Consider the following 22,897-nt stretch of genomic DNA (forward strand, 5'->3'; position numbering starts at 1 on the left):
CAGTGTCGGCGGCGGCCGTAGCCGCTGGGATCGCACACGCCAAATCACGCGGCACGCAACACTTGTCCGAGAGCCATACCTTGCGGTACGGTGCCCCGCACCGGTGCCGGCAACGCACTTGCAATCCCGGCCCGCGGCAGCAATTCTGATGCGCGACCGAGCCGCGCGGATGCGCGCGACGACCGAATCTTCACCGTCCCCAACAGAGAGGACAGCCGTATGGCACCCGCCGAGGGCGAGCAGCAGTCAGGTTTTGCGATCGTCGGCTACGCGGCGCGTTTCCCGGGTGCTTCCAACACGGATGAGTTTTGGGATGTGCTGCGCCAAGGCCGGGACGCGGTCTCGGAGGTGCCGCAGGAGCGGTGGGATGCCGATGAATTCTTCGACCCCGATCCCGACGCGCCCGGCAAGGTCGTGACCCGGCGGGCAGGTTTCGTCGACGACGTAACTGGGTTCGACGCGCCATTTTTCGGTATGTCGGCGCGCGAGGTCAGGTTGATGGACCCGCAGCATCGGCTTTTGCTGGAGACGGCGTGGCGGGCCGTGGAGCATTCGGGCACCGCACCAACGGCTTTGGCGAATACCAACGCCGGCGTATTCGTCGGCTTGTCCACGCACGACTACCTGGGGATGGCATCTGACGAGCTGACGTACTCCGAAATCGAAGCCTATATGGCCATCGGGACCTCGAATGCCGCGGCGGCCGGGCGGATCAGCTACCGGTTGGGGCTGCAGGGCCCGGCGGTCGCGGTCGACACGGCGTGCAGCTCGTCGTTGGTGGCAATCCACCAGGCATGCCAAGCGCTTCGGTTGGGGGAATGCGACCTCGCGCTGGCCGGCGGCGCGAACGTCTTGCTCACGCCCGCAACGATGATCACTTTTTCCAGTGCACACATGCTCGCGCCCGACGGCCGGTGCAAGACATTCGATGCGGCTGCGGACGGCTATGTACGCGGCGAGGGTTGCGGTGTCATCGTTCTCAAGCGGCTCGAAGACGCGATCCGCGACGGCGACCGGATCCGGGCCGTGATCCGGGGCAGCGCGGTCAACCAGGACGGCGCATCGGGCGGCTTGACGGTGCCCAACGGTGTTGCCCAGCAACGGGTTATCGCCGCGGCGCTGAAACACGCCGGTCTGGCCGCCAGCGACGTCGGATACCTGGAGGCACACGGGACCGGGACATCGCTGGGCGATCCGATCGAGGCCCAGGCCGCGGGCGCGGTGCTCGGCGCCGGGCGCGAGGCGAGCCGGCCGCTGCTGATCGGCTCGGTGAAGACGAACATCGGGCATCTGGAAGCAGCGGCCGGGATCGCAGGTGTGATCAAGGTGGTCCTGTCGCTCGAGCACGGGCTGCTGCCGCAGCACCTGCACTTCCGCAATCCGTCGCCGCACATTCCCTGGGACCGGCTTCCGCTGCAGGTGGTGCAGGAGGCGACCCCATGGGAACGCAACGGGCAGGCCCGTATTGCAGGAGTCAGCTCGTTCGGGTTCGCCGGCACCAACGCGCACGTCATCCTCTCCGAAGCGCCGGAGGAGTCGGGCGAGCGCGCGGTGGCACCGCTTCCGGTCGAGGGGCCGGGGGACCGGAGATTCCGCGTACTTCCGCTGTCGGCGCGCACTCCCGACGCTTTGGTGCAGCTTGCCGATCACTACCGCACCTGGCTGAGCTCACACCCGGAGGCCGGGTTGGCCGACGTGTGCTTCACCGCCGGGGCAGCGCGAGCACACTTGGAGCACCGGGCCGCCTTGGTGGTCAATTCCAGGCAATCGGCCACCGAATTGCTAACGGCACTGGCCGACGACCGTCCCGCGCCCGGTTTGGTGCGCGGCGTATCCGACGACGCACCCAAAACGGCGTGGCTGTTCACCGGTCAGGGCAGCCAGTACCCGGGCATGGCCCGCGAGCTGTTCGACACCGAGCCGGTTTTCGCCCAGACGCTGACCCGATGCGCCGAAGTGGTTGCCGATGTTCTCGAAAAACCGTTGCTCGACGTGATTTTCGATCCGGAGGGCGACGACACGTTGCGACAGACGTCGTACGCCCAGCCTGCCTTGTTCGCGGTGGAGATGGGTTTGGCTCGGCTGTGGCAGTCCTGGGGCTTCGAACCCGACGTGGTGCTCGGCCACAGCGTCGGCCAGTATTCGGCGGCGTGTGTCGCGGGCGTGCTCAGCCTCGAGGACGGTGCTTTGCTGATGGCCGAGCGCGGCCGCCTTTTCGGCAGCTTGCCCGCGGGCGGCCGGATGGTCGCGGTGTTCACCGCCGCCGAGCGCGTGGAGAGCCTCACCGACGAGTTCCCGAATTTGTCTGTAGCGGCCTACAACGGCGCCAACACCGTATTGTCAGGACCCGCACAGGATCTGGAGCATGCGGTAGCCCGCCTGAGTGCCGACGGTGTCCGGTGCGACTGGCTCGACACCAGCCACGCGTTCCACTCGGCGCTGCTCGACCCGATCCTCGACGAGTTCGAGTCATATGCAGACCAGTTCAATTACCGTTCGCCACAACGCATTCTGGTGTGCAACCGCACCGGCGCCACGCTCGGCAGAAGCGTCAAGCTGGACGGCAACTACTGGCGTCGCCACGCGCGGCAGCCGGTGGAATTCGCCAAGAGCGTGCGCACCCTGGCCGATCTCGGCTGTAAAGTCCTGCTGGAGATGGGCCCGCAGCCGGTGCTCACCGCCGCCGCGCTGCGGGCATGGCCCGACCCGGCCACCGCACCGCGAGCGATCGCGTCGTTGCGTCGCAACACCGCCGACCACCGGCAGATCACCGAAGCCCTCGCCGACGCCTATGTCCTGGGCCACCAGCCCGACTTCGGCACTGTCTTGGGCCCGGCGCGCAAGCTCGACCTGCCCACCTATCCATTCCAGCATCGCCAGTACTGGTTCCGGGACAATCGGCCCAACCGTGACCAGCAACAGCACGGCGCGGCGCGGTCGCAGGCCATTCGCCTTCTGGAGGATGGCCGCATCGAAGAGCTCGCGGCCTTGATCGACGCCGCAAGTGACGATCGTCAGACCCTCGATGTGTTGACAAAGCTTGCCGCACAACACAACCAGCAGCGCAAATCCCAGTCGATCTCGGACGCCCGCTACGAGTTCCGATGGGAGAGGTCCACGGTCGCAGATGCGGAAGCCCGCGAGGCATCCACGTGGCTGCTCATCGGCGACGATGCCGCTGCCGCTCAGCCTTTGGCGGACGTGTTGAGCGCTCGCGGACACCAGTATCGGCTTTTCGGGCTGCCGGTGTGCGACGCGGACGAGGAACAGCTCGCGGCCGCACTGCGCGCTGCGGCAGCAGACGAACCGGCCCTACGAATCCTGCATCTCGCGGCCGTCGGCCCCGACACCGCGCCGTCGATGCGTTCGCTGTTGCGGATGCAGCACCACATCCTGGGCGGAACACGGCGACTCTTCCGCGCCGCCGTCGCTGCCGAAGTGCGCACACCCATCTGGCTGGTGACTCGCGGCGCACAACGAGTCACCGACGCCGACACCGTGTCACCGGACCAAAGCTGCCTGTGGGGATTCGGGCGTGCCGCTGCACTCGAGCATCCGCACGTATGGGGCGGGCTGGCGGATCTGGCCGACGGCACCGCCGAGGAATGGTCGCGGCTGATCGACCAGATAGCGGCCGCTGCGCGCGACTCGGCGATCAGGGAAGACCAACTAGCCCTGCGCGCTCAGGCGGTCTACGTTCCCCGGCTGGTTCGACGCGTTGAGCAGCCGAGCGCTGCACCACTGGTACTGCGCAGTGACGCAACGTATTTGGTGACCGGCGGGCTCGGTTCCCTGGGACTGGAAATCGCCGGATACCTGGCCGCCCACGGCGCCCGGCACCTGGTGTTGACCGGCCGACGCTCGCCCAGCGAAGCGGCACAACGGCGCATCGACGCGTCGAGCGAACAACACGGTTGCCAATTCCGGGTCGCCGCGGCCGATGTCTCCGACGCGCACGACGTCGCACGCCTGTTGTCCACCGTGCGATCCGAACTTCCGCCGTTGGCCGGCATCGTGCATGCCGCGGGCGAGGTCGGTACCACACCGCTGAGCGCCCTCGACGAGGCGGAAGTGGATCGTGTTTTCGCCGGGAAGGTCTGGGGTGCCTGGCATTTGAGCGAAGCAGCCGCTGATTTTCAGCTGGACTTTTTCCTGAGCACGTCCTCGATCGCCTCGGTGTGGGGGAGCTTCGGTCAGACCGCCTACGGCGCCGCTAACGCTTTCCTCGACGGGCTGGCCTGGCGGCTGCGCGAGCAGGGTGTTCCCGGCACCAGTGTGAACTTCGGTCCGTGGTCGGCGGGAATGGCCGACGCGGAGGCTCGCGCGCGGCTGGATCAGCGCGGAGTCCGGACGCTATCGCCTGCCGATGCGCTCGCGGGTATGGCCGATGCCATGGCGGCACCGTCGTCGGCGCAAGGTGTGGTGGCCCGCATCGACTGGGCCCGCTTCCTGCCGCTCTACCAACAAACGGGCAGGCGCGCATTCCTGGCGGAGTTGGAACGCGAGGCGCCCAGCGCGGTCCCGGCAACGACGCCGTCGGGCAAGCCCGAATTGGTCGAGCGGCTCACGCATGCTCCCGTGCAGCAGCGCAGGAAACTCATGACGGATTACCTGCGCGACGCGGTAGCAGACGTGACGCGCGTCGATGCCGCGGAGATCCGGGAGAACGCCGGATTCTTCGATCTCGGCATGGATTCGCTGATGGCAGTGGAATTGCGGCGCCGCATCGAACAAGGAGTGGGCAAGGAGATCCCGGCGACGCTGGCAATGGACTACCCACGTCTGTCCGACGTGGTGGACTACCTGCTCGGCGACGTGCTTGCGCTTGGCGAAAAAGCTTCAGCGCCCCAGCCGGCGTCGACAGCCCCGACACGCACCGACGAGCCGATCGCGATCGTTGCGGTGGCATGCCGTTTCCCGGGCGCGCCCAATCCGGAAGCGTTCTGGGAGGTGTTGTCCGGCGGTGTCGACGCGATCCGGGAAGTTCCGGAGGACCGATTCGACATCGACGAGTTCTACGACCCGGATCCGGATACTGCCGGCAAGACCTACACGCGCTGCGGTGGATTCCTCGACGAAATCGACGGATTCGATCCGGAATTCTTCGGGATCTCGCCGCGCGAAGCCGTCTGGATCGAGCCGCAGCAGCGGCTGATGCTCGAAACGGTGTGGGAGGCACTCGAACGGGCGGGCTACGCACCGTCCGCATTGCGCGGCAGCCGAACCGGCATCTTCGCCGGCGTGGCCGCCAACGAATACGCCCATCTGCTCTCTGCCGAGTCGATCGACAAAATCGAGCCCTACTTCATCACCGGCAATGCGCTCAACGCCATTTCCGGTCGGGTTGCCTTCGCATTGGGGTTCGAAGGGCCTGCGGTGGCGGTCGATACCGCATGCAGCTCGTCGCTGGTGGCCGTCCACCAGGCTTGCCAGGCATTGCATTCCGGGGACTGCGATCTGGCGCTGGCCGGCGGGGTGAACGTCCTGCTGAGTCCGGTCACCGTCGTCGCGGCCTCGCGCGCCAGGATGCTGTCGCCCGTCGGGCGGTGCAAGACGTTCGACGCCTCCGCCGACGGCTATGTCCGCAGCGAAGGCTGCGGGATTTTGGTGCTCAAGCGGCTCAGCGACGCGGTGCGCGACGGCGACCGGGTTGCCGCAGTCATCCCGGGCAGCGCGGTCAACCAGGACGGCGCGTCCAGCGGCTTGACTGTACCCAATGGTGGTGCACAACAACGGCTTATCGCGACGGCCCTGGCCCGTGCCGGTCTGAGCGGCGGCGACGTCGACTACCTCGAGGCGCACGGGACGGGCACCCCGCTGGGTGACCCGATCGAGGCGCAGGCCGCCGGCGCGGTCTACGGCGCCGCCCGTGACTCGGGCCGTCCGCTGCTGATGGGATCGGTCAAGACCAACATCGGCCACCTCGAGTCGGCATCAGGGGCCGCCGGTCTGATCAAGGTCGTGTTGTCGCTGCAACACGGAGTGCTGCCCGCCAGTTTGCATTTCGACAACCCCTCGCCGCACATCCCGTGGGATTCGCTGCCGGTGCAAGTCGTGGACAAGCCCACTCCGTGGCAGACCAACGGCCGGCCGCGGCGGGCCGGGGTCAGCTCGTTCGGATTCACCGGCACCAACGCGCACGTGCTGGTCGAAGAGGCGCCACCACCGGCGGCCACCGAGGAGCCCGAGTCGGGCGCTCACGCTGATGCGGTGAGCGTGCTGCCGCTCTCGGCGCGGTCGCCAGAAGCGTTGGTGGCGTTGGCGCAACGTTACGGCTCCTGGCTGGACAGCCACCCGGACGTCGACGTCGCCGATGTGTGCCTGACGGCCGGGGTGGGGCGATCGCATTTCGAACACCGGGCGGCGCTGGTGGTGGATTCGGTCCGGGCAGCCCGAGACGGCCTGGCCGACTTGGCCGAGAACCGGCTGCGGCCCGGCGTGCTGCGTGGCGAGTGCGCCGACCGGCCGACGACGGCATGGCTGTTCACCGGTCAGGGCAGCCAGCATCCGGGGATGGCGCGCGAGTTGTTCGCCGCCGAGCCGGTTTTCGCAGAAACGGTGACTCGCTGCGCGGACGCGGTCGACGGCATCCTGCCGCGACCGTTGCTGGAGGTGTTGTTCGCCGCCGACCGGGATGTCGCAGAGACGTTGCGGCACACCTCGTTTGCGCAGCCGGCGCTCTTCGCGGTCGAGATGGGCCTGGCCCGGCTGTGGCAGTCGTGGGGCGTCGAACCCGATGTGGTGTTGGGGCACAGCGTCGGCCAATACGCGGCGGCGTGCGTCGCCGGGGTGTTCAGCCTCGAGGACGGGGCGCGGCTGATGGCCGAGCGGGGCAGGCTGTTCGGCAGCCTGCCGGAAGGCGGCCGGATGGTCGCCGTGTTCGCCGACGCCAAGCACGTCGAGGAAGTCGCCACCGAATTTCCTCGGGTGTCGGTCGCGGCCTACAACGGCCCCAACACGGTGCTGTCCGGCCCGGGCGCGGATCTCGAGCAGATAGTCGCCACGTTCGGCAACGACGGAATCCGCTGCAGCTGGCTGGAAACCAGCCACGCCTTCCATTCGGAGTTGCTGGAACCGGTGCTCGGCGAGTTCGAGTCGTACGCAGCGCGGTTGCAGTTCGCTGCGCCGACCTTGCCGCTGGTCTGCAACCGCACCGGCACCGTGCTCACGGCGGCAACCCCACTGGACGCGGGGTATTGGCGGCGGCATTCCCGCCAGCCGGTGCAGTTCGCCGAGAGCGTGCGCACCGTGGCGGCGCTGGGGTGCTCGGTGTTGATGGAGATCGGTCCGCAACCGGTGCTGACCGGGGCGGCGGTGCAGGTCTGGCCGGAACACCTGGCCGCGCCGCGTGCGATCGTTTCGCTACGCAAGGGCGTCGGTGACCGTCGCCAGATCGCAGAAGCTCTGGCGGGGGCCTATGTCAGCGGCCATCGGCCCACATTCGACGCGTTGCATCGGCAGCCGCGGCGCAGGCTCGAGTTGCCCACGTACCCGTTCCAGCGCCGTCGCTTCTGGCCCAAGACCGGCGCGTTCGCCATAGCCGGAGGGGTTGGCGCCGCTGCATCCGGAATTCTGGGCACCGCAAAGGATCTGGCCTCGGGCGACACCGTGTACACCAGCCGGCTGTCCGTCAAATCGCAGCCGTGGCTGTCCGATCACGTCATCTACGGCACCGTGGTCGTCCCCGGGGCGACGTATGCGGCGATGGCCCTGGCCGCGGTCGGTCCGCCGGCCCGGGTGAAAGACGTTATTTTCTACGAGCCGATCATCCTGCCCGAGAAGGACTCTCGCGAGGTGCAGCTGACGTTGCATCCGCTCGAGGACGGGGGTTGGAGTTTCCGGGTGAACAGCCGGCCCTACGGTGTCCGTGATGCCGAGTGGGCGTTGAACGCGGACGGCACCGTCGTCAGCGGTGTCGACGACGAGCCGGCGCCCGATCCTGCTGAGTCCATCGAGGCGGCCATCGAACGGTCGGACCGCATGCGTCCGGCCGAACTGTTCGAGTCGTTCGCCGCGAGCGAGCTGGAATGGGGGACAACCTGGTCCGGTTCCCTGAAGTCGCTGTGGGTCGGCGAGGGTGAGGCGATCGGCGATCTCGTCGTCGGCGACGAACTCGCCGAGCACCTCGGAACCGAGCCGATGCACCCGGTGCTGCTCGATCTGTGCACCGGCGTCGTGTTCCCGGCGTTTCCGGCGCTCGTCGCGGCCGAACAGGGTTTGAACGATCTGCTGTTGCCGCTGCGCTACGGGCAAGTGATGTTGCGGGAGAAGATGCCCCGGCGGTTTTATTGCCGCGGGAGGTGGCATGCCAGCGCCCTCGACAGCGAAACCCAAGTCTTCGATATCGATTTCGTCGATCGAGATGGCCGCCACCTGGGCGGGATCCGCGAGTTCACGGTCAAGCGTGCGCCTCGGGAGGCGTTGTTGCGTGGGCTCGGCGGCGATTCCACCAGGCTGCTGTACAGCCTTGGCTGGCACGAGGTGCCGGCCCCACCGTCGCTGGATGGTGTCGGAAGTACCAGTGGCACATGGCTGGTCGCCGGATTCGACGAACTCGCGGCCGAACTGCCGGGCTGCATCTCTTTCGACCGGAAGACGGATCCAGAACTTCTGGGGAAGCTGATCGCAGCGGCGCACGAGCGCGGGATGCCGTTCTCCGGCATCGTCTGGCGCGGCGCGGGAGCGAGTGCAGACGAGTCGAGCGCGCAAGCGGCCGCGCGGCTGGAAAGCGAGATTGCTCATCTGCTCAGCGCGGTCCACACGTTGCAGGCCGACGAGGCAGTCAAACTTCCCGACGGGCTGTGGATCGTCACCGAACGGGCCGTGGCAACCGAGTCGGGCGAGCCGGTCGACCCGGTGCAGGCGGCGCTGTGGGGGCTGGGGCGCACCATCGTCAACGAGGAACCGGCGCTGCGTTGCAGGCTGCTCGATTGCGACGGTTCCAAGGAGGCCGTGCACGCGCTGGCCGGTCTTCTGGGTACACCGGTCGGCGAACCTGAACTCGCGCTGCGGCAAGGAAAGTTCTTCACGCCTCGGTTGCTGCAATGGTCACGTAGCGGTCACCTCGCGGTGCCGCGTGCAGCCGATTACGTCCTGGCGCCGACCGAACGCGGCGCGATCGACAACCTGCGTCTGACCGAGACCGAAGTGGCGCCGCCATCCGAGGGCTGTGTGCAGGTGCGGGTCGAGGCCGGTGGCTTGAACTTCCGCGAGGTGCTCAACGTGCTGGGCCTCTACCCCGGGGATCCGGGCCCGCTGGGCGGCGACTTTGCCGGCGTCGTCACACAGTTGGGCGACGGCGTCACCGGACTCGAGATCGGTCAACGCGTCTACGGTTTCATGCAGGGTGCGTTCGCCAGCCGGTTCAATGTGCCGGTTCAGTTGCTCGCGCCGCTGCCCGACGGGCTGAGCGCCGTTGATGCGGCGACGATTCCCGCCGCGGCGCTCACCGTACGCCTCGCGTTCGACTGGGCGCAGCTGAAGCCCGGTGACCGGGTGCTCATTCACGCCGCGAGCGGTGGTGTCGGGCTGGCCGCGATCCAGATGGCGCAACGGAAAGGCGCGACCGTGTTCGCCACCGCGAGCGCCTACAAACGCGCGACACTGCGCAAGCTGGGTGTGGAATACGTCTACGATTCGCGCAGTACGGATTTCGCGGACCAGATCCTGGCCGACACCGACGGCTCAGGTGTTGACGTGGTTCTCAACAGCCTGACCAACGAGGGATTCATCGAAGCGACCGTACGGGCTACCGCCCGCAATGGCCGTTTTGTCGAGATCGCCAAGCGCGACATCTGGACGCGCGAGCAGATGGCGGCGGCGCGTCCCGATATCTCGTATGAGATCGTCGCGTTGGACTGGGCCTGCGTGCAGGAGCCCGAGCGGATTCGTGGCCTGCTGGACGAGGTGTCGGACGGGTTGGCCAGCGGCGAGTGGACGCCGCTGCCCGCCGAGATCTACCCACTGACGGAGGCCAAGACGGCGTTTCGGCGCATGCAGCAGGCGCGGCATATCGGCAAGATCGTGCTGCAAATGCCGAAGCCGCTACAGCCGCGCGGTGATCGAAGCTATCTGGTCACCGGCGGGCTCGGCGCGATCGGCCTGCACATGGCGTCGTATTTGGCTCAACTCGGCGCCGGCGACATCGTGCTGACCAGCCGGCGCGCACCCGATGCGGACGCGCGGCGGGCAATCGAGGACATCACCGAGCGCTACCGGTGCCGCATCCACACCTTTGCGGCCGACGTCGGCGACGAGTCGGAAGTGGCCACGCTGCTGGAGCGGATTCGTGCGGAGTTGCCGCCGCTCGCGGGAGTGGCGCATCTGGCGGGCGTGCTCGACGACGCCCTGCTTTCTGAGCAGAGCCTGGACCGGTTCCGAACCACGTTGGCGCCCAAGGCGTTCGGTGCCTGCTACTTGGACCGGTTGACGGCAGACGACGAGCTGGACTTCTTCATCGTGTCCTCGTCGGTGTCCAGCTTGCTCGGTTCACCCGGCCAGGCCAACTACTCGACTGCCAATGCGCTGCTCGACGGGCTGGTCGCGCAACGGCAGGCGCGGGGCTTGCCGGCGACTGGCGTCAACTTCGGTCCCTGGGGACAAGGGGGCATGGCGTCTTCGGAGGCCGCCCGCGCCAATCTCACTGCGCAAGGCCTGATTCCGCTGGAGCCCTCGGCGGCCCTCGGCGCGCTCGCCGAGGTTGTGGCGAACGGAACCGCGCAGGCCACCGTCCTCAAGGCGAACTGGCAGCGCGCCATGAAGGTGCTGGGCAGTTCTCGCCCACCAATTCTGGACCTCGTGTTGCCCAGTGCCGTCGGGGAGACCAGCGGTGATGCTGAGTTGCTTCGCCAACTGCAGGAGATACCGGTGGCGCAGCGCGCCGGCTTCATCACCGAGTTCCTGCAGCGCGAAGTGCAGGGTTTCCTGCGGCTCGCTCAACCGCCCGCCGCAACCAGTCGGTTCCTGGACCTGGGGACGGATTCCCTGATGGCGATCGAGCTCCGCAACCGGTTGCACAGCCAGTTCGGTGGCATGTTCACGATCAATGCCACCGCGGTATTCGACTATCCGACAATTGGCGGGCTGGCCGAGTACCTGGCCGGTCAGCTGCCGGGGGAATCGGAATCGCAGTCGGGCGAGCCGGAATCCGTCGCAGCGCCACAGCCGAGTTGAGTTCGGCGGTCGCCTAGTCGGCGATGTTGAACGCGGCGACGACCTTGGTGGGGCGGACTCGTACCACCAGCTCGCCGGGAACGGCATTGCGCCGGCCGAACTCGATTGCGCGGTGGATGCCCATGTAGCGCCCGCCGATCCGCGTCGCGATGTCGAGCAGCTCGGGCGCATCCTCGACCGTCGTGGCAATGCCCTGCACCTGGACGAACGAGTAGGGCGGATGCGGGTCGTCCACGCAGATCACCACGCGTGAATCCCGTTCCAGCGCACGGCCTTTCGCGGTATTACGGCCGGTGGTGAACACCAGCTCGCCATCGTCGACGATGAACCACACCGGAGCGACCAGCGGACGGCCGTCGGAGGCGGCGTATCCCAGCATGCCGGTGCGAGTGCCCGCCGACAGAAATTCGACGATGTCCGCGGAGAGCTCGGCCATGCCTACAGGGTGACGACGTCGTAGTCGCCGACGTGGTCGGCGAGGACATGCAGCTGGTCGTGCGACGAACCCAATGTGTGCTCGATCGCGGTGAGCCGGGCTGCATAGTGGCCGACCGGATATTCCGCGGTCATGCCGATGCCGCCGTGCAGTTGGATCGCTTCTTGCCCGATGTGCCGGCCCGAGCGGCCGATCTGCAGTTTGGCCCGGGCCGCGATCACCGGGTCGAGGTTGCCGTCGGCGATCGACATTGCCGCGTAGTAGTTCATGCTGCGGGCCAGTTCGAGTGAGACGTACATGTCGGCCGCCCGCTGGGTCAGCGTCTGGAAGGTGTTCAGTGTGACGCCGAACTGCTTGCGGGTCTTGAGGTAATCGGTGGTCAGCCGAAGCGCTTCTTCCATGGCGCCGACGGCCTCGGCGCACAATGCCGACTGGATGCGGATCACGGCATTGCGGATGGCCGCCGATGCGTCGCCTACCGCACCCAACGGTTCGCCGGGCGTCTGGTCCAGGTCGATCTGGGCGCCGCGTTGACCGTCGAACGTCTGATACGGATGCCGGGTGACGGCACCGGCGTCGACCACAAACAGTCCCGTCCCGCCGTCGGGCAATCCGGCGCTGACCACGAGGGTGTCGGCGCAGTCGCCGGCCAGCACGGGATTCTTGCGGCCGCTCAAAACCCATGAATCACCCTGCGACGCAGCCGTTGTCGCGTCGCCGCCGCGCGGTTCGAGGTGCGCGAACGCCAACAGCCGCTGGCCGGCCGCCACCTCGTCCAGCAGCTGCTTCTGCGTCTCGGTGCCCAGCTCGGCGATGATCGCGCCCGGGCCCAGCGCCGCGTGGACCACCGGTTCGGGGGCCAGCCGGCGCCCAATTTCGGTGAGCACCACCATGATTTCCAGCTGCCCCGCCTCGGCGGGGTCGAAACCGAGGCCGAGTATTCCGGTGTCGGCCAGCTGGCTCCACACCTCGCGGCTCCACCCCAGCTCGGTGTCGACGACCTTGAGCCGGCTTTCGGGATCGTAGCTGCGGGCGAGCAGGTCGCGGGTGGTGTCGCGCAGCAGCACCTGCTCGTCGCTCAACTGAAAGTCCATGGCTTACCTCACGCTCCTACTTATCTACAAGCCGAGAATCGTCGACGCGATAATGGTGCGCTGCACCTCGTTGCTGCCGCCGTAAATCGACGTCTTGCGGTAGTTCAGGTAATGCGGCGCGCTGTGCTGCGCCCATGCCGGTGACGCGATCTCGTCGCCGGCGTCGAACGGCAGCGCATCCGGGCCGGCGACCTCGACCAGAAGTTCGGTGGCCGTCTGCTGCAACTGGCTGCCGCGCAGTTTGAGCACCGACGACGCCGGGTTGGGCTTACCGCCCGACGAGCTCGACGTCACCCGCAGCTGGGTGAGTTCCAGTGCCAGCACGTCGTTTTCGGCTTCGGCGAGCCGGGCCGCGAAAAGCGGATCGTCGATCAGGCCGGTCTCGGTGGCGCGTTGTTTGACCTCGGCGAGGCGGACCTTGGTGCGGCCGACCCCGGCGATGCCGGTCCGTTCGTTGCCCAACAGGAACTTGGCATAGGTCCAGCCCTGATTCTCCTCGCCGACAAGCTGATCGGCGGGCACCCGGACATCGGAGAAGAACACCTCGTTGACCTCGTGGCCGCCGTCGATCAGCTTGATCGGCCGCATCGTGATCCCCGGGGTGTCCAGGTCGATCAGCAAAAACGAGATGCCGGCCTGCTTTTTGGGTGCCTGCGGGTCGGTGCGCACCAGGCAGAAGATCCAGTCCGCGTACTGCCCGAGCGTGGTCCAGGTCTTTTGCCCGTTGACGACATAGCTGTCGCCGTCGCGGAGGGCGGTGGTGCGCAGCGAGGCCAAGTCCGAGCCGGCCTCCGGTTCGGAGAAGCCCTGGCACCACCAGATGTCCAGGCTGGCCGTGGGCGGCAGGAAGCGTTGTTTGGTCTCCTGGGAACCGAACTCGGCGATCACCGGGCCGACCATCTTGGCGTTGAAGTTCAGCGGTTCGGGCACACAGGCCAACTGCATCTCGTCGAGCCAGATTTGGTGTTGGGCCGGTGTCCAGTCCTTGCCGCCCCACTCGACCGGCCAGTTGGGCACCGCGAGCCCGTGCTCGTGCAAAATCTTGTGGCTGGTGGCGATGTCGTCACGGTTGACTTGCCCCAGGCGGACCCGCTCGCGGACGTCGGCCGGGATCTGCGTCGTGTAGAAGGTGCGCAGTTCGTCGCGGAAGGCGGCTTCCTCCGCGGTGAGCGCCAGTTGCATGGCAGTCTCCTGTAGTCGGTGAACTCTGCCCTGCACGTTAGCGCCCCCGTCCTCACAGCGATTCGGCGAGCGCCCCCAACGTCTCGGCCGACGTGTAGCGCGGTGTCCAGCCCAGCTGCGTCTTGGCCTTGGTGGTGTCCATCACCACCGACGTGCGCGCCACGTGCAGCCATTCCGCCGTCGAGGGCACGAACGGCAGCCTGGCGATCACCCCCGACGCCGCCGTCGCCGCCGCGGCCGGAACCCGCACCGGCCGGCCGCCCAGCGCCGCGGCCACGTCGGAGACGGACAGCACGCCGTCGCCCGCGATGTTGTAAGCGCCCGGTGGCGCCGAACCCGTCGCCGCCAGCGCGATCGCCGCGGCGACGTCGTCGTGGTGCACCAGCTGCAGCGGGTTACCGGGGTCGGGAACCGGCGGTTTGAGCAGCGGCAACACCCGGGTCGCGGCGGCCGCGTACGGGATGCGGTTCCACGGCATCGCCTCGGCCAGCGCGTGCGCCTGCGGGCCGGCGACGATGCACGGGCGCAGAATGAACACCTCCAGCGGCGACCCCGCGGTGATCTCCGCGAGGGCCGCTTCGCAGGCGGCCTTCTGCTCGGAGTAGTAGTGCTCGGGCGAGCCCCGCGGCGGCACGTCCTCGGTGAGCGGGACCGGGTTGTCGGCGTGGTACCCGTAGGCGGCCACCGACGAGCTATACACCAGGCGGTGGGGGCGTCCCTCGGCGGAACCGGCCGCGCACGCTTCGAAGACGTTGCGGGTGCCGGCCAAGTTCACCCGGGCGCTTTCTTCGCGCGACCCCATGATGATGAACGCCAGGTGGACGACGACGTCGGCGTCGGCGACCAGCGCGTCCACCGCCTCGCGGTCGGTGATGTCGCCCTGCCGGTAGCTGGTTTTGGTCCATCCGCGGGACGACGGCTCGAACGGGCGACGGGCCATGCCGATGATGCGGTCGACGGCCGGGTCCCGCTCCAGCGCCGCCACCGCGGAGGTGCCGATCTCGCCGGTCGGCCCGGTGACCGCAACGGTGAGCCCCATGTCAGCGCCGCCGGCCGGAGCGCCGGCGCCACCAGAAGACGCCGACCACGGTTATGCCGGCAACCGAGGCGACCACGGCGACGGGCGGCTTGGCAGCGTCCCTGAGATTCATAGCGCCCGGCTACCCGCGTGGTCGATCGTCAAACCTGGGTTGTGCACAGTTCGGTGTTCCTCCACAGCCCGGCTTCGGCACGGCGCGCGGCGAGCGCCGGTGACGGTCGGCGCACCTACCGTCGGCGCATGCGAACAGAACTGCCTGCCGAGCGGCTGCACCGGCGCCTCGGCGCCCAACCCGACGCCGGAAACGACGCGACCGACGATGACGGCGACGGTGACCCCAATTCGTTGCTGCCGCGGTGGATTCCGGACGGCTCCGCGCAGCAGAGCCTGCTTGCCCGGGTACGCGCCGATCCCGGCCGGGCCGGCGCAATCGCGTTGGCGGTGATCGCCGCCATCGCCGTGCTGGTGACCGTGTTCACGCTGGTGCGCGATCGGCCGGCGCCAGTGGCGTCGGCGAAGTTGCCGCCGGTGGAGATGGTCTCGTCGGCGACCCGTAGCCCGAGTGCGAGCCCGTCGGCCGGGCCGGCCCCGCCGGTGGTGGTCAGCGTGGTCGGCCTGGTGCACAGCCCAGGCCTGGTCACCTTGGCGCCCGGCGCCCGGATCGCCGACGCGCTCAACGCCGCCGGCGGCACCGTGGACGGCGCCGACACGATCGGGTTGAACATGGCCCGCCAGGTCGGCGACGGCGAGCAGATCGTGGTCGGCGTCGCGCCGCCGAAAGGGCAACCGACCGCGCTGGGCAGTTCGGTCAACCCGGGCTCGGCCGCGCCGGCCGCGCCCGCGGCGCCGGGCAAGCCGGCCAGGCCCACGTCGGCCAAGCCGGGCGAGGTGATCGACCTGAACACCGCGACGGTGCAACAGCTGGACACCTTGCCCGGCATCGGGCCCGTGACCGCGGCTGCGATCCTGGCGTGGCGCGAGGCCAACGGCAAATTCAACAGCGTCGACCAGCTCGCCGAGGTCGACGGCATCGGCCCGGCGCGGCTGGAAAAGTTGCGCACACTGGTACGTGTCTGAGGGCCGTGCACAACCCGTTCGGCGGCCCGGCGCCGGCGCGGCTGGATGTGCGTCTGGTGCCGGCCGCGCTGACGGGCTGGCTGGTCACCGCCGCGGGAATCGTCTGGCCGGTGGGCAACCTGCTTGCGGCCCTGGGGGTTTTGACCGCGGTAACGGGCGCGCTGTCGGCGCGCGCGTCGCGACTGCGCACGTTCGGCATCGGTCTGGTCGCAATCGGTGTGGTGGGGGCGGGCTTCGGGTTCGCGATCGCGTTGCGCGCCAACGCGGTCGCGCGCCACCCGATCACCGCGGCGTTCGGAACGGCCACGCGGATCACGGTCACACCCAGCGAGAGCGCAGTGTCGCTGGGGCGCGGTCGGTTGATGTTCCGCGCCACCGCCCAGCGGCTTGCAGACCACGAAATCAGCGGTCGTGTAGTGGTTTTCGCGTCCGCGACCACTTTCCATGAGGTGATGGTGGGTCAACCGGTGCAGTTTCGGGCGCGGATCACCCGTCCTATCCGCCGTGACCTGACGGTGGCGGTGGTCAACGCGATCGGAGCGCCCACGACCGGCAGCGCCGCGCCGGTTTATCGTGCCGCGCACGCCGTGCGTGATCGGTTCGCCGCCGCGGCGCGTCGCGTGCTGCCGGTCGATCAAGCCGCGATGCTGCCGGCGCTGGTGCTCGGCGACACGTCGACGGTCACCGCCATCACCGGCCAAGAGTTCCGGACAGCCGGGCTGACGCATCTCACCGCGGTGTCGGGCGCAAACGTCACGATCGTGTGCGGCGCGGTGCTGTTCACCGCGCGGCTGATCGGCCCGCGGGCGGCGGTCGCGCTGGCCGCGGTGGCGCTGCTGGCGTTCGTGATCGTGGTGCAGCCGACGGCCAGCGTGCTGCGCGCAGCGGTAATGGGCGCCATCGCGTTGGCGGGCCTATTGAGTTCGCGGCGGCGCCAGGCGATTCCGGCGCTCTCGGCCACCGTGCTGCTGTTGATGGTGATCGCGCCTCAGCTGGCGGTCGACGTCGGTTTCGCGTTGTCGGTGGTTGCCACGGCCGCGTTGGTGGTCATCGCGCCGGTCTGGTCGGCGCGGCTGGTATCGGCCGGCTGGCCCAAACCGCTGGCCGACGCGGTCTGCGTGGCTTGGGCGGCGCAAGTGGTGACCGCCCCGCTGGTCGCGGGCATCTCGGGCCGGGTCAGCCTGGTGGCCGCGGCGGCCAACCTCGCGGCCGCCGCACTGATCGCCCCGATCACCGTGCTGGGCAGCGCCGCCGCCGCGCTGTGCATGGTCTGGCCGCCGGCCGCGCAGCTGCTGATTCGGTTCACCGGTCCGGAACTGTGGTGGGTGCTGCACATCGCGCACTGGGCGGCGGCCGTGCCGGCCGCCAGCGTGCCGGTGCCGTCGGGCACGTCGGGCGTGGTGCTCGTCGCCGCCGCCGCGGTGCTGACCGTCGTGCTGTGGCGGTGGCGGTGGTTTCGCGCGGCGGCGGCAGTCGGCGCGGTGGGGCTGGTGGCATGGTCGCTGTCCGGCCTGATACCGGCGGCGATCGCAAACTCGGCGTAGCCGAGTGCAGCGGGTCGCCGCCAACTGACCCAGCGGATCATTGTCGGCCGCACATGACACGATCGAACGGTGAACCAGGCGTTGCACCTCGTGCTGGGAGACGAGGAACTGCTGGTCGAGCGCGCCGTGGCCGCTGTCCTGCGGTCGGTACGGCAGCGGACCGGCACCGACGACATTCCAGTGAGCAGGCTGCGGGCTGGCGAAGTCGGCACTTACGAGCTCGCCGAACTGCTGAGCCCGTCACTGTTCGCCGACGAGCGGGTAGTGGTTCTCGAAGCGGCCGGTGAAGCCGGCAAGGAGGCGGCCGAATTGATCGCCGCCGCGGCGGGTGACGTTCCGGCGGGGACTGTGCTGATCGTCGTGCATTCGGGTGGCGGGCGGGCCAAGGCGCTGGCCACTCAGCTGAAAACACTTGGCGCACAGGTGCATCCGTGCGCGCGGATCACCAAGCCCAGTGAACGCGCCGACTTCGTCCGCAACGAGTTCCGCTCGCTGCGGGCCAAGGTCGACCAGGAGACTGTCAACGCGCTGCTCGACGCCGTCGGCTCGGATGTGCGCGAACTGGCCTCGGCCTGTTCACAATTGGTCGCCGACACCGGAGGCCGCGTGGACGCCGCGGCGGTGAGGCGCTATCACAGCGGCAAGGCCGAAGTGAAGGGCTTCGACATCGCCGACAAGGCAGTGGTCGGCGATGTCGAGGGAGCCGCCGAAGCGCTGCGCTGGGCGATGATGCGCGGCGAGCCGCACGTGGTGTTGGCCGATGCGCTGGCCGAGGCGGTGCACACCATCGGCCGGGTCGGGCCGCTGTCGGGTGATCCGTACCGCCTGGCCGGCGAGCTGGGGATGCCGCCCTGGCGGGTGCAGAAGGCGCAGAAACAGGCGCGGCGGTGGTCACGCGACATGGTTGCGACGGCGATGAGATGGGTGGCCGCGCTGAACGCCGACGTCAAGGGTGCCGCCGCCGACGCCGACTACGCGCTGGAAGCCGCCGTGCGGCGGGTCGCCGAACTGGTCGCCGAGCGGGGCCGCTGACAACGCCGACAAACCAAAAGCACCCTGGTTTCAGGGTGCTTTTTGCGTGTGGTCGAGCGTCGGCTCAGAGCTTGTTGAAGGCCCGGGCCAGCGCCGACTTCTTGTTGGCCGCCTGGTTCTTGTGGATGACGCCCTTGCTGGCGGCCTTGTCCAGCTTGCGGCTGGTCGCCGCCAGCAACTCGGCGGCCTTGTCCTTTTCGCCGGCCTCGGTGGCCTCGCGGAACGCACGCACCGCAGTGCGCAGCGACGACTTCACCGACTTGTTGCGCAATCGCCGGCGCTCGTTGGTGCGGTTGCGCTTCTGCTGCGACTTGATGTTGGCCACGCGGTAGTTCCTTCGTCGATCTCAGCGGGAGTTTTGGGGCTGCAGGCGCCAGGCAGGCCGCAGCGAATGACCAGGTTATCAGTAGCCGAGGCGTTCTCCCAAAGCCGAGCCCACTGGCCAGCGGAAACGGCTGTCGAACACGCGATCGCCACCCTATCGTTCGGTTATGGACGCCCGCCGCCCGATGCTGGCACTGTGGGCCGCCATCTGCATCACCCTGTTGTTCGGAGCCGTGGCGATCGGAGTCGCCCTCGGCGGCCTGATGCCGCTGCCGTACGGGCCGGCCGCCGCGGTTCACCGCTACGCAGCCGAGCAACCGGTGGCGCTGCAGGTCATCGCCGTCGGGGTCTTCGCGTCTGCGGTGCCGCTGGCCGTCTACGCGGCGACGGTCGGCGCCGGGCTGCGTGAGCTGGGCTCCGCCGTGCCCGGGGCCATCGCCCTGACCGGCGGAATCCTGGCCGCGGGCACGCTCGGTTTGACGGGCTTGGTGGGCTGGATGCTGTCACGACCCGATGTCGGTCACGACGCCGCCCTGGCTCGGACGCTGTATTAGCTGGCGTTTCTCCTCGGCGGACCCGCGCACATCGTGGCGCTCGGCCTGCTTGTCGCGGGGATGTCGGTGCCCGGTCTGGCGCTGGGGCTACTGCCGCGGCCGCTGGCCTGGATCGGCCTCGCGCTCGCTGCCTGTAGCGGGTTGGCGACGCTGGTGCTGATCTGGCCGGTCCTGGGAGTGATGCTGCCGATCGCCCGGGTTTCGGCGCTGGCGTGGCTGCTGGCGGCCGGCGCTCGCCTGGGCCGCAACCCCAGGCCCCCGGCGTGCTGACTCAGGACCGGCAGCGTCCATTTCCCCCAGCCGCTTTCACGCCGACCGAGTTGGCCGTAGCCTGGTGTGAACCGGATCACAACGGGAGGCCCCGATGCGGATAGCAGACGTGCTGCGTAACAAGGGTGCGGCGGTGGTGACGATCAACCCCGAGGCAACGGTGACCGAACTGCTTGCGGGGCTTGCCCGACACAACATCGGCGCCATGGTGGTGGTGGGGCCCGAGGGCGTCGTCGGCATCGTCTCCGAGCGTGACGTGGTGCGCCAGCTGCACACCCACGGGCCTGCGGTGCTTTCTCGCCCCGTCGCCAAGATCATGACGGCCGTCGTGTCCACCTGTAAGAAGACCGACACGGTCGACGCCATCAGCATGCTGATGACCGAGAACCGGGTGCGCCACGTACCCGTGATCGACAACGGCAAGCTGATCGGGATCGTCAGCATCGGCGACGTGGTGAAGAGCCGGATGGAAGAGCTGGAGGCCGAGCAGGCGCAGCTGCAGTCCTACATCACCCAGGGTTAGGACTCAGCTCCAGGAGTAGTCGGCCCGCAAACGGGCGGCCACCACGTCGAACATCTCGCGTTGCAGGATCGCGCCTTCGCGGCGGATCCCCTCTTCGGGCACGTCCAGGACCCGGTCCAGTCGCACCCAGCTGGGCCGGCCGTCGTCGTCCCAGCTGCCGCTGCCGATGCCGACCCAATCGCGGTCGTCGGCGTGGCGCTCCTGACTCGACAGCATCAGGCCCAGCAAGGTCTGCCGGTCGCGGCCCACCACCAGCACCGGGCGGTCCTTGCCGCGGGTGGGGTCCTCCTCGTAGGCCACCCACGTCCACACGATCTCGCCGGGATCCGCGCGACCGTCCAGATCGGGGGCGTAGACCAGCTTGCGGGCCCGGTGCGCGGTCGGCACGCTGGTGCGAGTGACCGGCCGGCCCGCGGCAATCTCGGTAGGCGGCGACGCCGCGGTGCCGGCGAGGACGTCCATGCCGAGCTTGATGCCGCGCTGGATGCTTGGCGAGTTCTGCAGCTGGCGGATGAATCTGGGCGCCTCGTTGAACACGAAATTCTCGAGGTTCCTCTGAAAACGCTGCAACGTCCTCCACTGTGACGCCATGTTCGCAGGATAGGACGACCGGCACGATTGTGTCCCGACGGCGCTGCCTCGATACCCTGGACATACCCGCTCGCAGCAGCGCAGCGCTCGTCGTACCAGGAGATTCCCATCAGCAGTTTCGCCGACCAGACCTTCACCGCGCCGGCGCAGATTCGGAACTTCTGCATCATCGCCCACATCGACCACGGCAAGTCCACGCTGGCCGACCGGATGCTGCAGCTGACCGGCGTCGTCGACGAACGCTCCATGCGCGCGCAGTACCTCGACCGGATGGACATCGAACGCGAACGCGGGATCACGATCAAGGCCCAGAACGTGCGGCTGCCCTGGCGAGTGGGCGATACCGACCATGTCCTGCACCTGATCGACACCCCCGGCCACGTCGACTTCACCTACGAGGTGTCCCGCGCGCTGGCCGCCTGCGAGGGGGCGGTGCTGCTGGTCGACGCCGCGCAGGGCATCGAGGCGCAGACGCTGGCCAACCTCTATCTGGCGCTGGACCGCGACCTGGTGATCATCCCGGTGCTCAACAAGATCGACCTGCCCGCCGCCGACCCCGACCGCTACGCCGGCGAGGTCGCCCACATCATCGGCTGCGAACCCAGCGACGTCTTGAGGGTCTCCGGCAAGACCGGCGAAGGCGTGCCCGAACTGCTCGACGCCGTCGTCAAGCAGGTTCCCCCGCCCCAGGGTGACGCCGAAGCCCCAACGCGGGCAATGATTTTCGACTCCGTCTACGACATCTACCGCGGCGTGGTGACCTACGTGCGGGTGGTCGACGGCAAGATCACCCCGCGCGAGCGCATCGCGATGATGTCGACCGGCGCCACCCACGAACTGCTCGAAGTCGGCATCGTCTCGCCCGAGCCCAAGGCTTCAGACGGCCTGGGCGTGGGGGAGGTCGGCTACCTGATCACCGGCGTCAAGGACGTGCGGCAGTCCAAGGTCGGCGACACGGTGACGACGGCCCGCCACGGCGCCACCGAGCCGTTGACCGGCTACCGCGAGCCCAAGCCGATGGTGTACTCCGGCCTGTATCCCGTCGACGGGTCGGACTACCCGGATCTGCGTGACGCGCTGGACAAGTTGCAGCTCAACGACGCCGCGCTCACCTACGAGCCGGAAACCTCGGTGGCGCTGGGCTTCGGATTCCGTTGCGGCTTTTTGGGTTTGCTGCACATGGAGATCACCCGCGAGCGCCTCGAACGCGAATTCGACCTCGACCTGATCTCGACCTCGCCCAACGTGGTGTACCGGGTGGTCAAAGAGGACGGGACCGAGACGATCGTCACCAATCCGTCGGACTGGCCGGAGGGCAAGATCCGCACCGTGTACGAGCCCGTCGTCAAGACCACGATCATCGCGCCCAGCGAATTCATCGGCACCATCATGGAACTGTGCCAATCCCGGCGCGGCGAGCTGGGCGGCATGGACTACCTGTCACCGGAACGGGTCGAACTGCGCTACACCATGCCGTTGGGCGAGATCATCTTCGACTTCTTCGACTCGCTGAAGTCGCGCACCCGCGGCTACGCCAGCCTCGACTACGAAGAAGCCGGCGAGCAGGAGGCCGCGCTGGTCAAGGTCGACATCCTGTTGCAGGGCGAGCCCGTCGACGCGTTCAGCGCGATCGTGCACCGCGATGCCGCCGCCGCTTACGGCAACAAGATGACCACCAAACTCAAAGAACTCATTCCGCGCCAGCAGTTTGAGGTGCCGGTGCAGGCGGCGATCGGGTCGAAAATCATTGCGCGGGAAAACATTCGGGCGATCCGCAAGGACGTGTTGTCCAAGTGCTACGGCGGTGACATCACCCGCAAGCGCAAACTGCTGGAAAAGCAGAAGGAAGGCAAGAAGCGGATGAAGACCATCGGACGGGTCGACGTGCCGCAGGAAGCTTTCGTCGCAGCACTGTCGGCCGACGCGGCGGGCGACAAGGCGAAGAAGTAGCGCCACCTTTTGGCGCGAGCCCTCTGACCCTTCCGGGGGCCGCCTCGCAGGCGTGAAAATGGGGTCGGGTCGCCCGCCACGCCGGTCACTCTATGGGACTTTGGAACCC

The 22,897-nt window shown here is 68.3% G+C and carries 14 protein-coding genes; 8 read left to right on the forward strand and 6 right to left on the reverse strand.

Annotation, left to right across the window (positions count from 1 at the left end; translation table 11 throughout):
* Positions 1–219 precede the first annotated feature (219 nt).
* Positions 220–11,172, forward strand: coding sequence for a type I polyketide synthase (locus AWC14_RS22865; protein ID WP_045376238.1), 10,953 nt, complete (start codon positions 220–222; stop codon positions 11,170–11,172).
* A 13-nt stretch (positions 11,173–11,185) separates the two neighbouring features.
* On the opposite strand, the gene AWC14_RS22870 is transcribed toward AWC14_RS22865, so the two are convergent.
* The 4 genes from AWC14_RS22870 to AWC14_RS22885 are packed head-to-tail and all read right to left on the reverse strand — an operon-like array spanning position 11,186 to position 14,923.
* Complete coding sequence (locus AWC14_RS22870; RefSeq protein ID WP_045376235.1) at positions 11,186–11,608, reverse strand: PPOX class F420-dependent oxidoreductase; 423 nt, start codon at positions 11,606–11,608, stop codon at positions 11,186–11,188.
* Positions 11,609–11,610: 2 nt separating this feature from the next.
* On the reverse strand, positions 11,611–12,702 hold the full coding sequence (locus tag AWC14_RS22875) for an acyl-CoA dehydrogenase family protein (protein WP_045376231.1): 1,092 nt from the start codon (positions 12,700–12,702) through the stop codon (positions 11,611–11,613).
* 24 nt (positions 12,703–12,726) lie between these two features.
* Complete coding sequence (locus tag AWC14_RS22880) at positions 12,727–13,884, reverse strand: acyl-CoA dehydrogenase family protein (protein ID WP_045376228.1); 1,158 nt, start codon at positions 13,882–13,884, stop codon at positions 12,727–12,729.
* Positions 13,885–13,936: 52 nt separating this feature from the next.
* Positions 13,937–14,923 (reverse strand): NAD-dependent epimerase/dehydratase family protein, encoded by a 987-nt coding sequence (locus AWC14_RS22885; RefSeq protein ID WP_045376225.1) that lies wholly within the window; start codon positions 14,921–14,923, stop codon positions 13,937–13,939.
* A 240-nt stretch (positions 14,924–15,163) separates the two neighbouring features.
* Here AWC14_RS22885 and AWC14_RS22890 point away from each other — a divergent pair, with 240 nt between their 5' ends.
* The 3 genes from AWC14_RS22890 to holA all read left to right on the forward strand — a co-directional run bounded on the left by AWC14_RS22890 (position 15,164) and on the right by holA (position 18,576).
* The gene (locus tag AWC14_RS22890) at positions 15,164–16,000 is read left to right on the forward strand and encodes a ComEA family DNA-binding protein (RefSeq protein WP_045376279.1); all 837 of its coding nucleotides are present in this window, start codon (positions 15,164–15,166) and stop codon (positions 15,998–16,000) included.
* A gap of 47 nt (positions 16,001–16,047) precedes the next feature.
* Positions 16,048–17,544 (forward strand): ComEC/Rec2 family competence protein, encoded by a 1,497-nt coding sequence (locus AWC14_RS22895; protein WP_045376276.1) that lies wholly within the window; start codon positions 16,048–16,050, stop codon positions 17,542–17,544.
* 81 nt (positions 17,545–17,625) lie between these two features.
* Positions 17,626–18,576 (forward strand): DNA polymerase III subunit delta, encoded by a 951-nt coding sequence (holA, locus tag AWC14_RS22900; protein ID WP_082632590.1) that lies wholly within the window; start codon positions 17,626–17,628, stop codon positions 18,574–18,576.
* Positions 18,577–18,640: 64 nt separating this feature from the next.
* Here holA and rpsT read toward each other — a convergent pair whose 3' ends face one another.
* Complete coding sequence (gene rpsT / locus AWC14_RS22905) at positions 18,641–18,901, reverse strand: 30S ribosomal protein S20 (protein WP_045376222.1); 261 nt, start codon at positions 18,899–18,901, stop codon at positions 18,641–18,643.
* A gap of 166 nt (positions 18,902–19,067) precedes the next feature.
* Between rpsT and AWC14_RS29795 the strand changes: the two genes are divergently transcribed.
* The 3 genes from AWC14_RS29795 (at position 19,068) to AWC14_RS22915 (ending at position 20,247) form a co-directional block, all read left to right on the forward strand.
* Complete coding sequence (locus AWC14_RS29795; protein WP_235215851.1) at positions 19,068–19,454, forward strand: hypothetical protein; 387 nt, start codon at positions 19,068–19,070, stop codon at positions 19,452–19,454.
* Between the two features lie 33 nt (positions 19,455–19,487).
* A complete protein-coding gene (locus AWC14_RS29800) occupies positions 19,488–19,724 on the forward strand; it encodes a hypothetical protein (protein ID WP_235215850.1) in 237 nt (78 codons plus the stop codon).
* Between the two features lie 94 nt (positions 19,725–19,818).
* Positions 19,819–20,247: a CBS domain-containing protein gene (locus AWC14_RS22915; protein WP_045376219.1), complete on the forward strand. Its 429-nt coding sequence runs from the start codon at positions 19,819–19,821 to the stop codon at positions 20,245–20,247.
* Between the two features lie 3 nt (positions 20,248–20,250).
* Here the strand turns inward: AWC14_RS22915 and AWC14_RS22920 are convergent, their stop codons facing one another.
* Positions 20,251–20,838: a type II toxin-antitoxin system PemK/MazF family toxin gene (locus tag AWC14_RS22920; RefSeq protein ID WP_045376216.1), complete on the reverse strand. Its 588-nt coding sequence runs from the start codon at positions 20,836–20,838 to the stop codon at positions 20,251–20,253.
* A gap of 51 nt (positions 20,839–20,889) precedes the next feature.
* On the opposite strand from AWC14_RS22920, the gene lepA reads away from it, so the two are divergent.
* Entirely contained in the window at positions 20,890–22,788 is a 1,899-nt protein-coding gene (lepA, locus tag AWC14_RS22925; RefSeq protein ID WP_045376273.1) for a translation elongation factor 4, read from the forward strand.
* Positions 22,789–22,897: the final 109 nt, after the last annotated feature.

It is taken from the genome of Mycobacterium kyorinense (assembly GCF_002101735.1).
GTDB classification, from domain to species: Bacteria; Actinomycetota; Actinomycetes; order Mycobacteriales; family Mycobacteriaceae; genus Mycobacterium; species Mycobacterium kyorinense.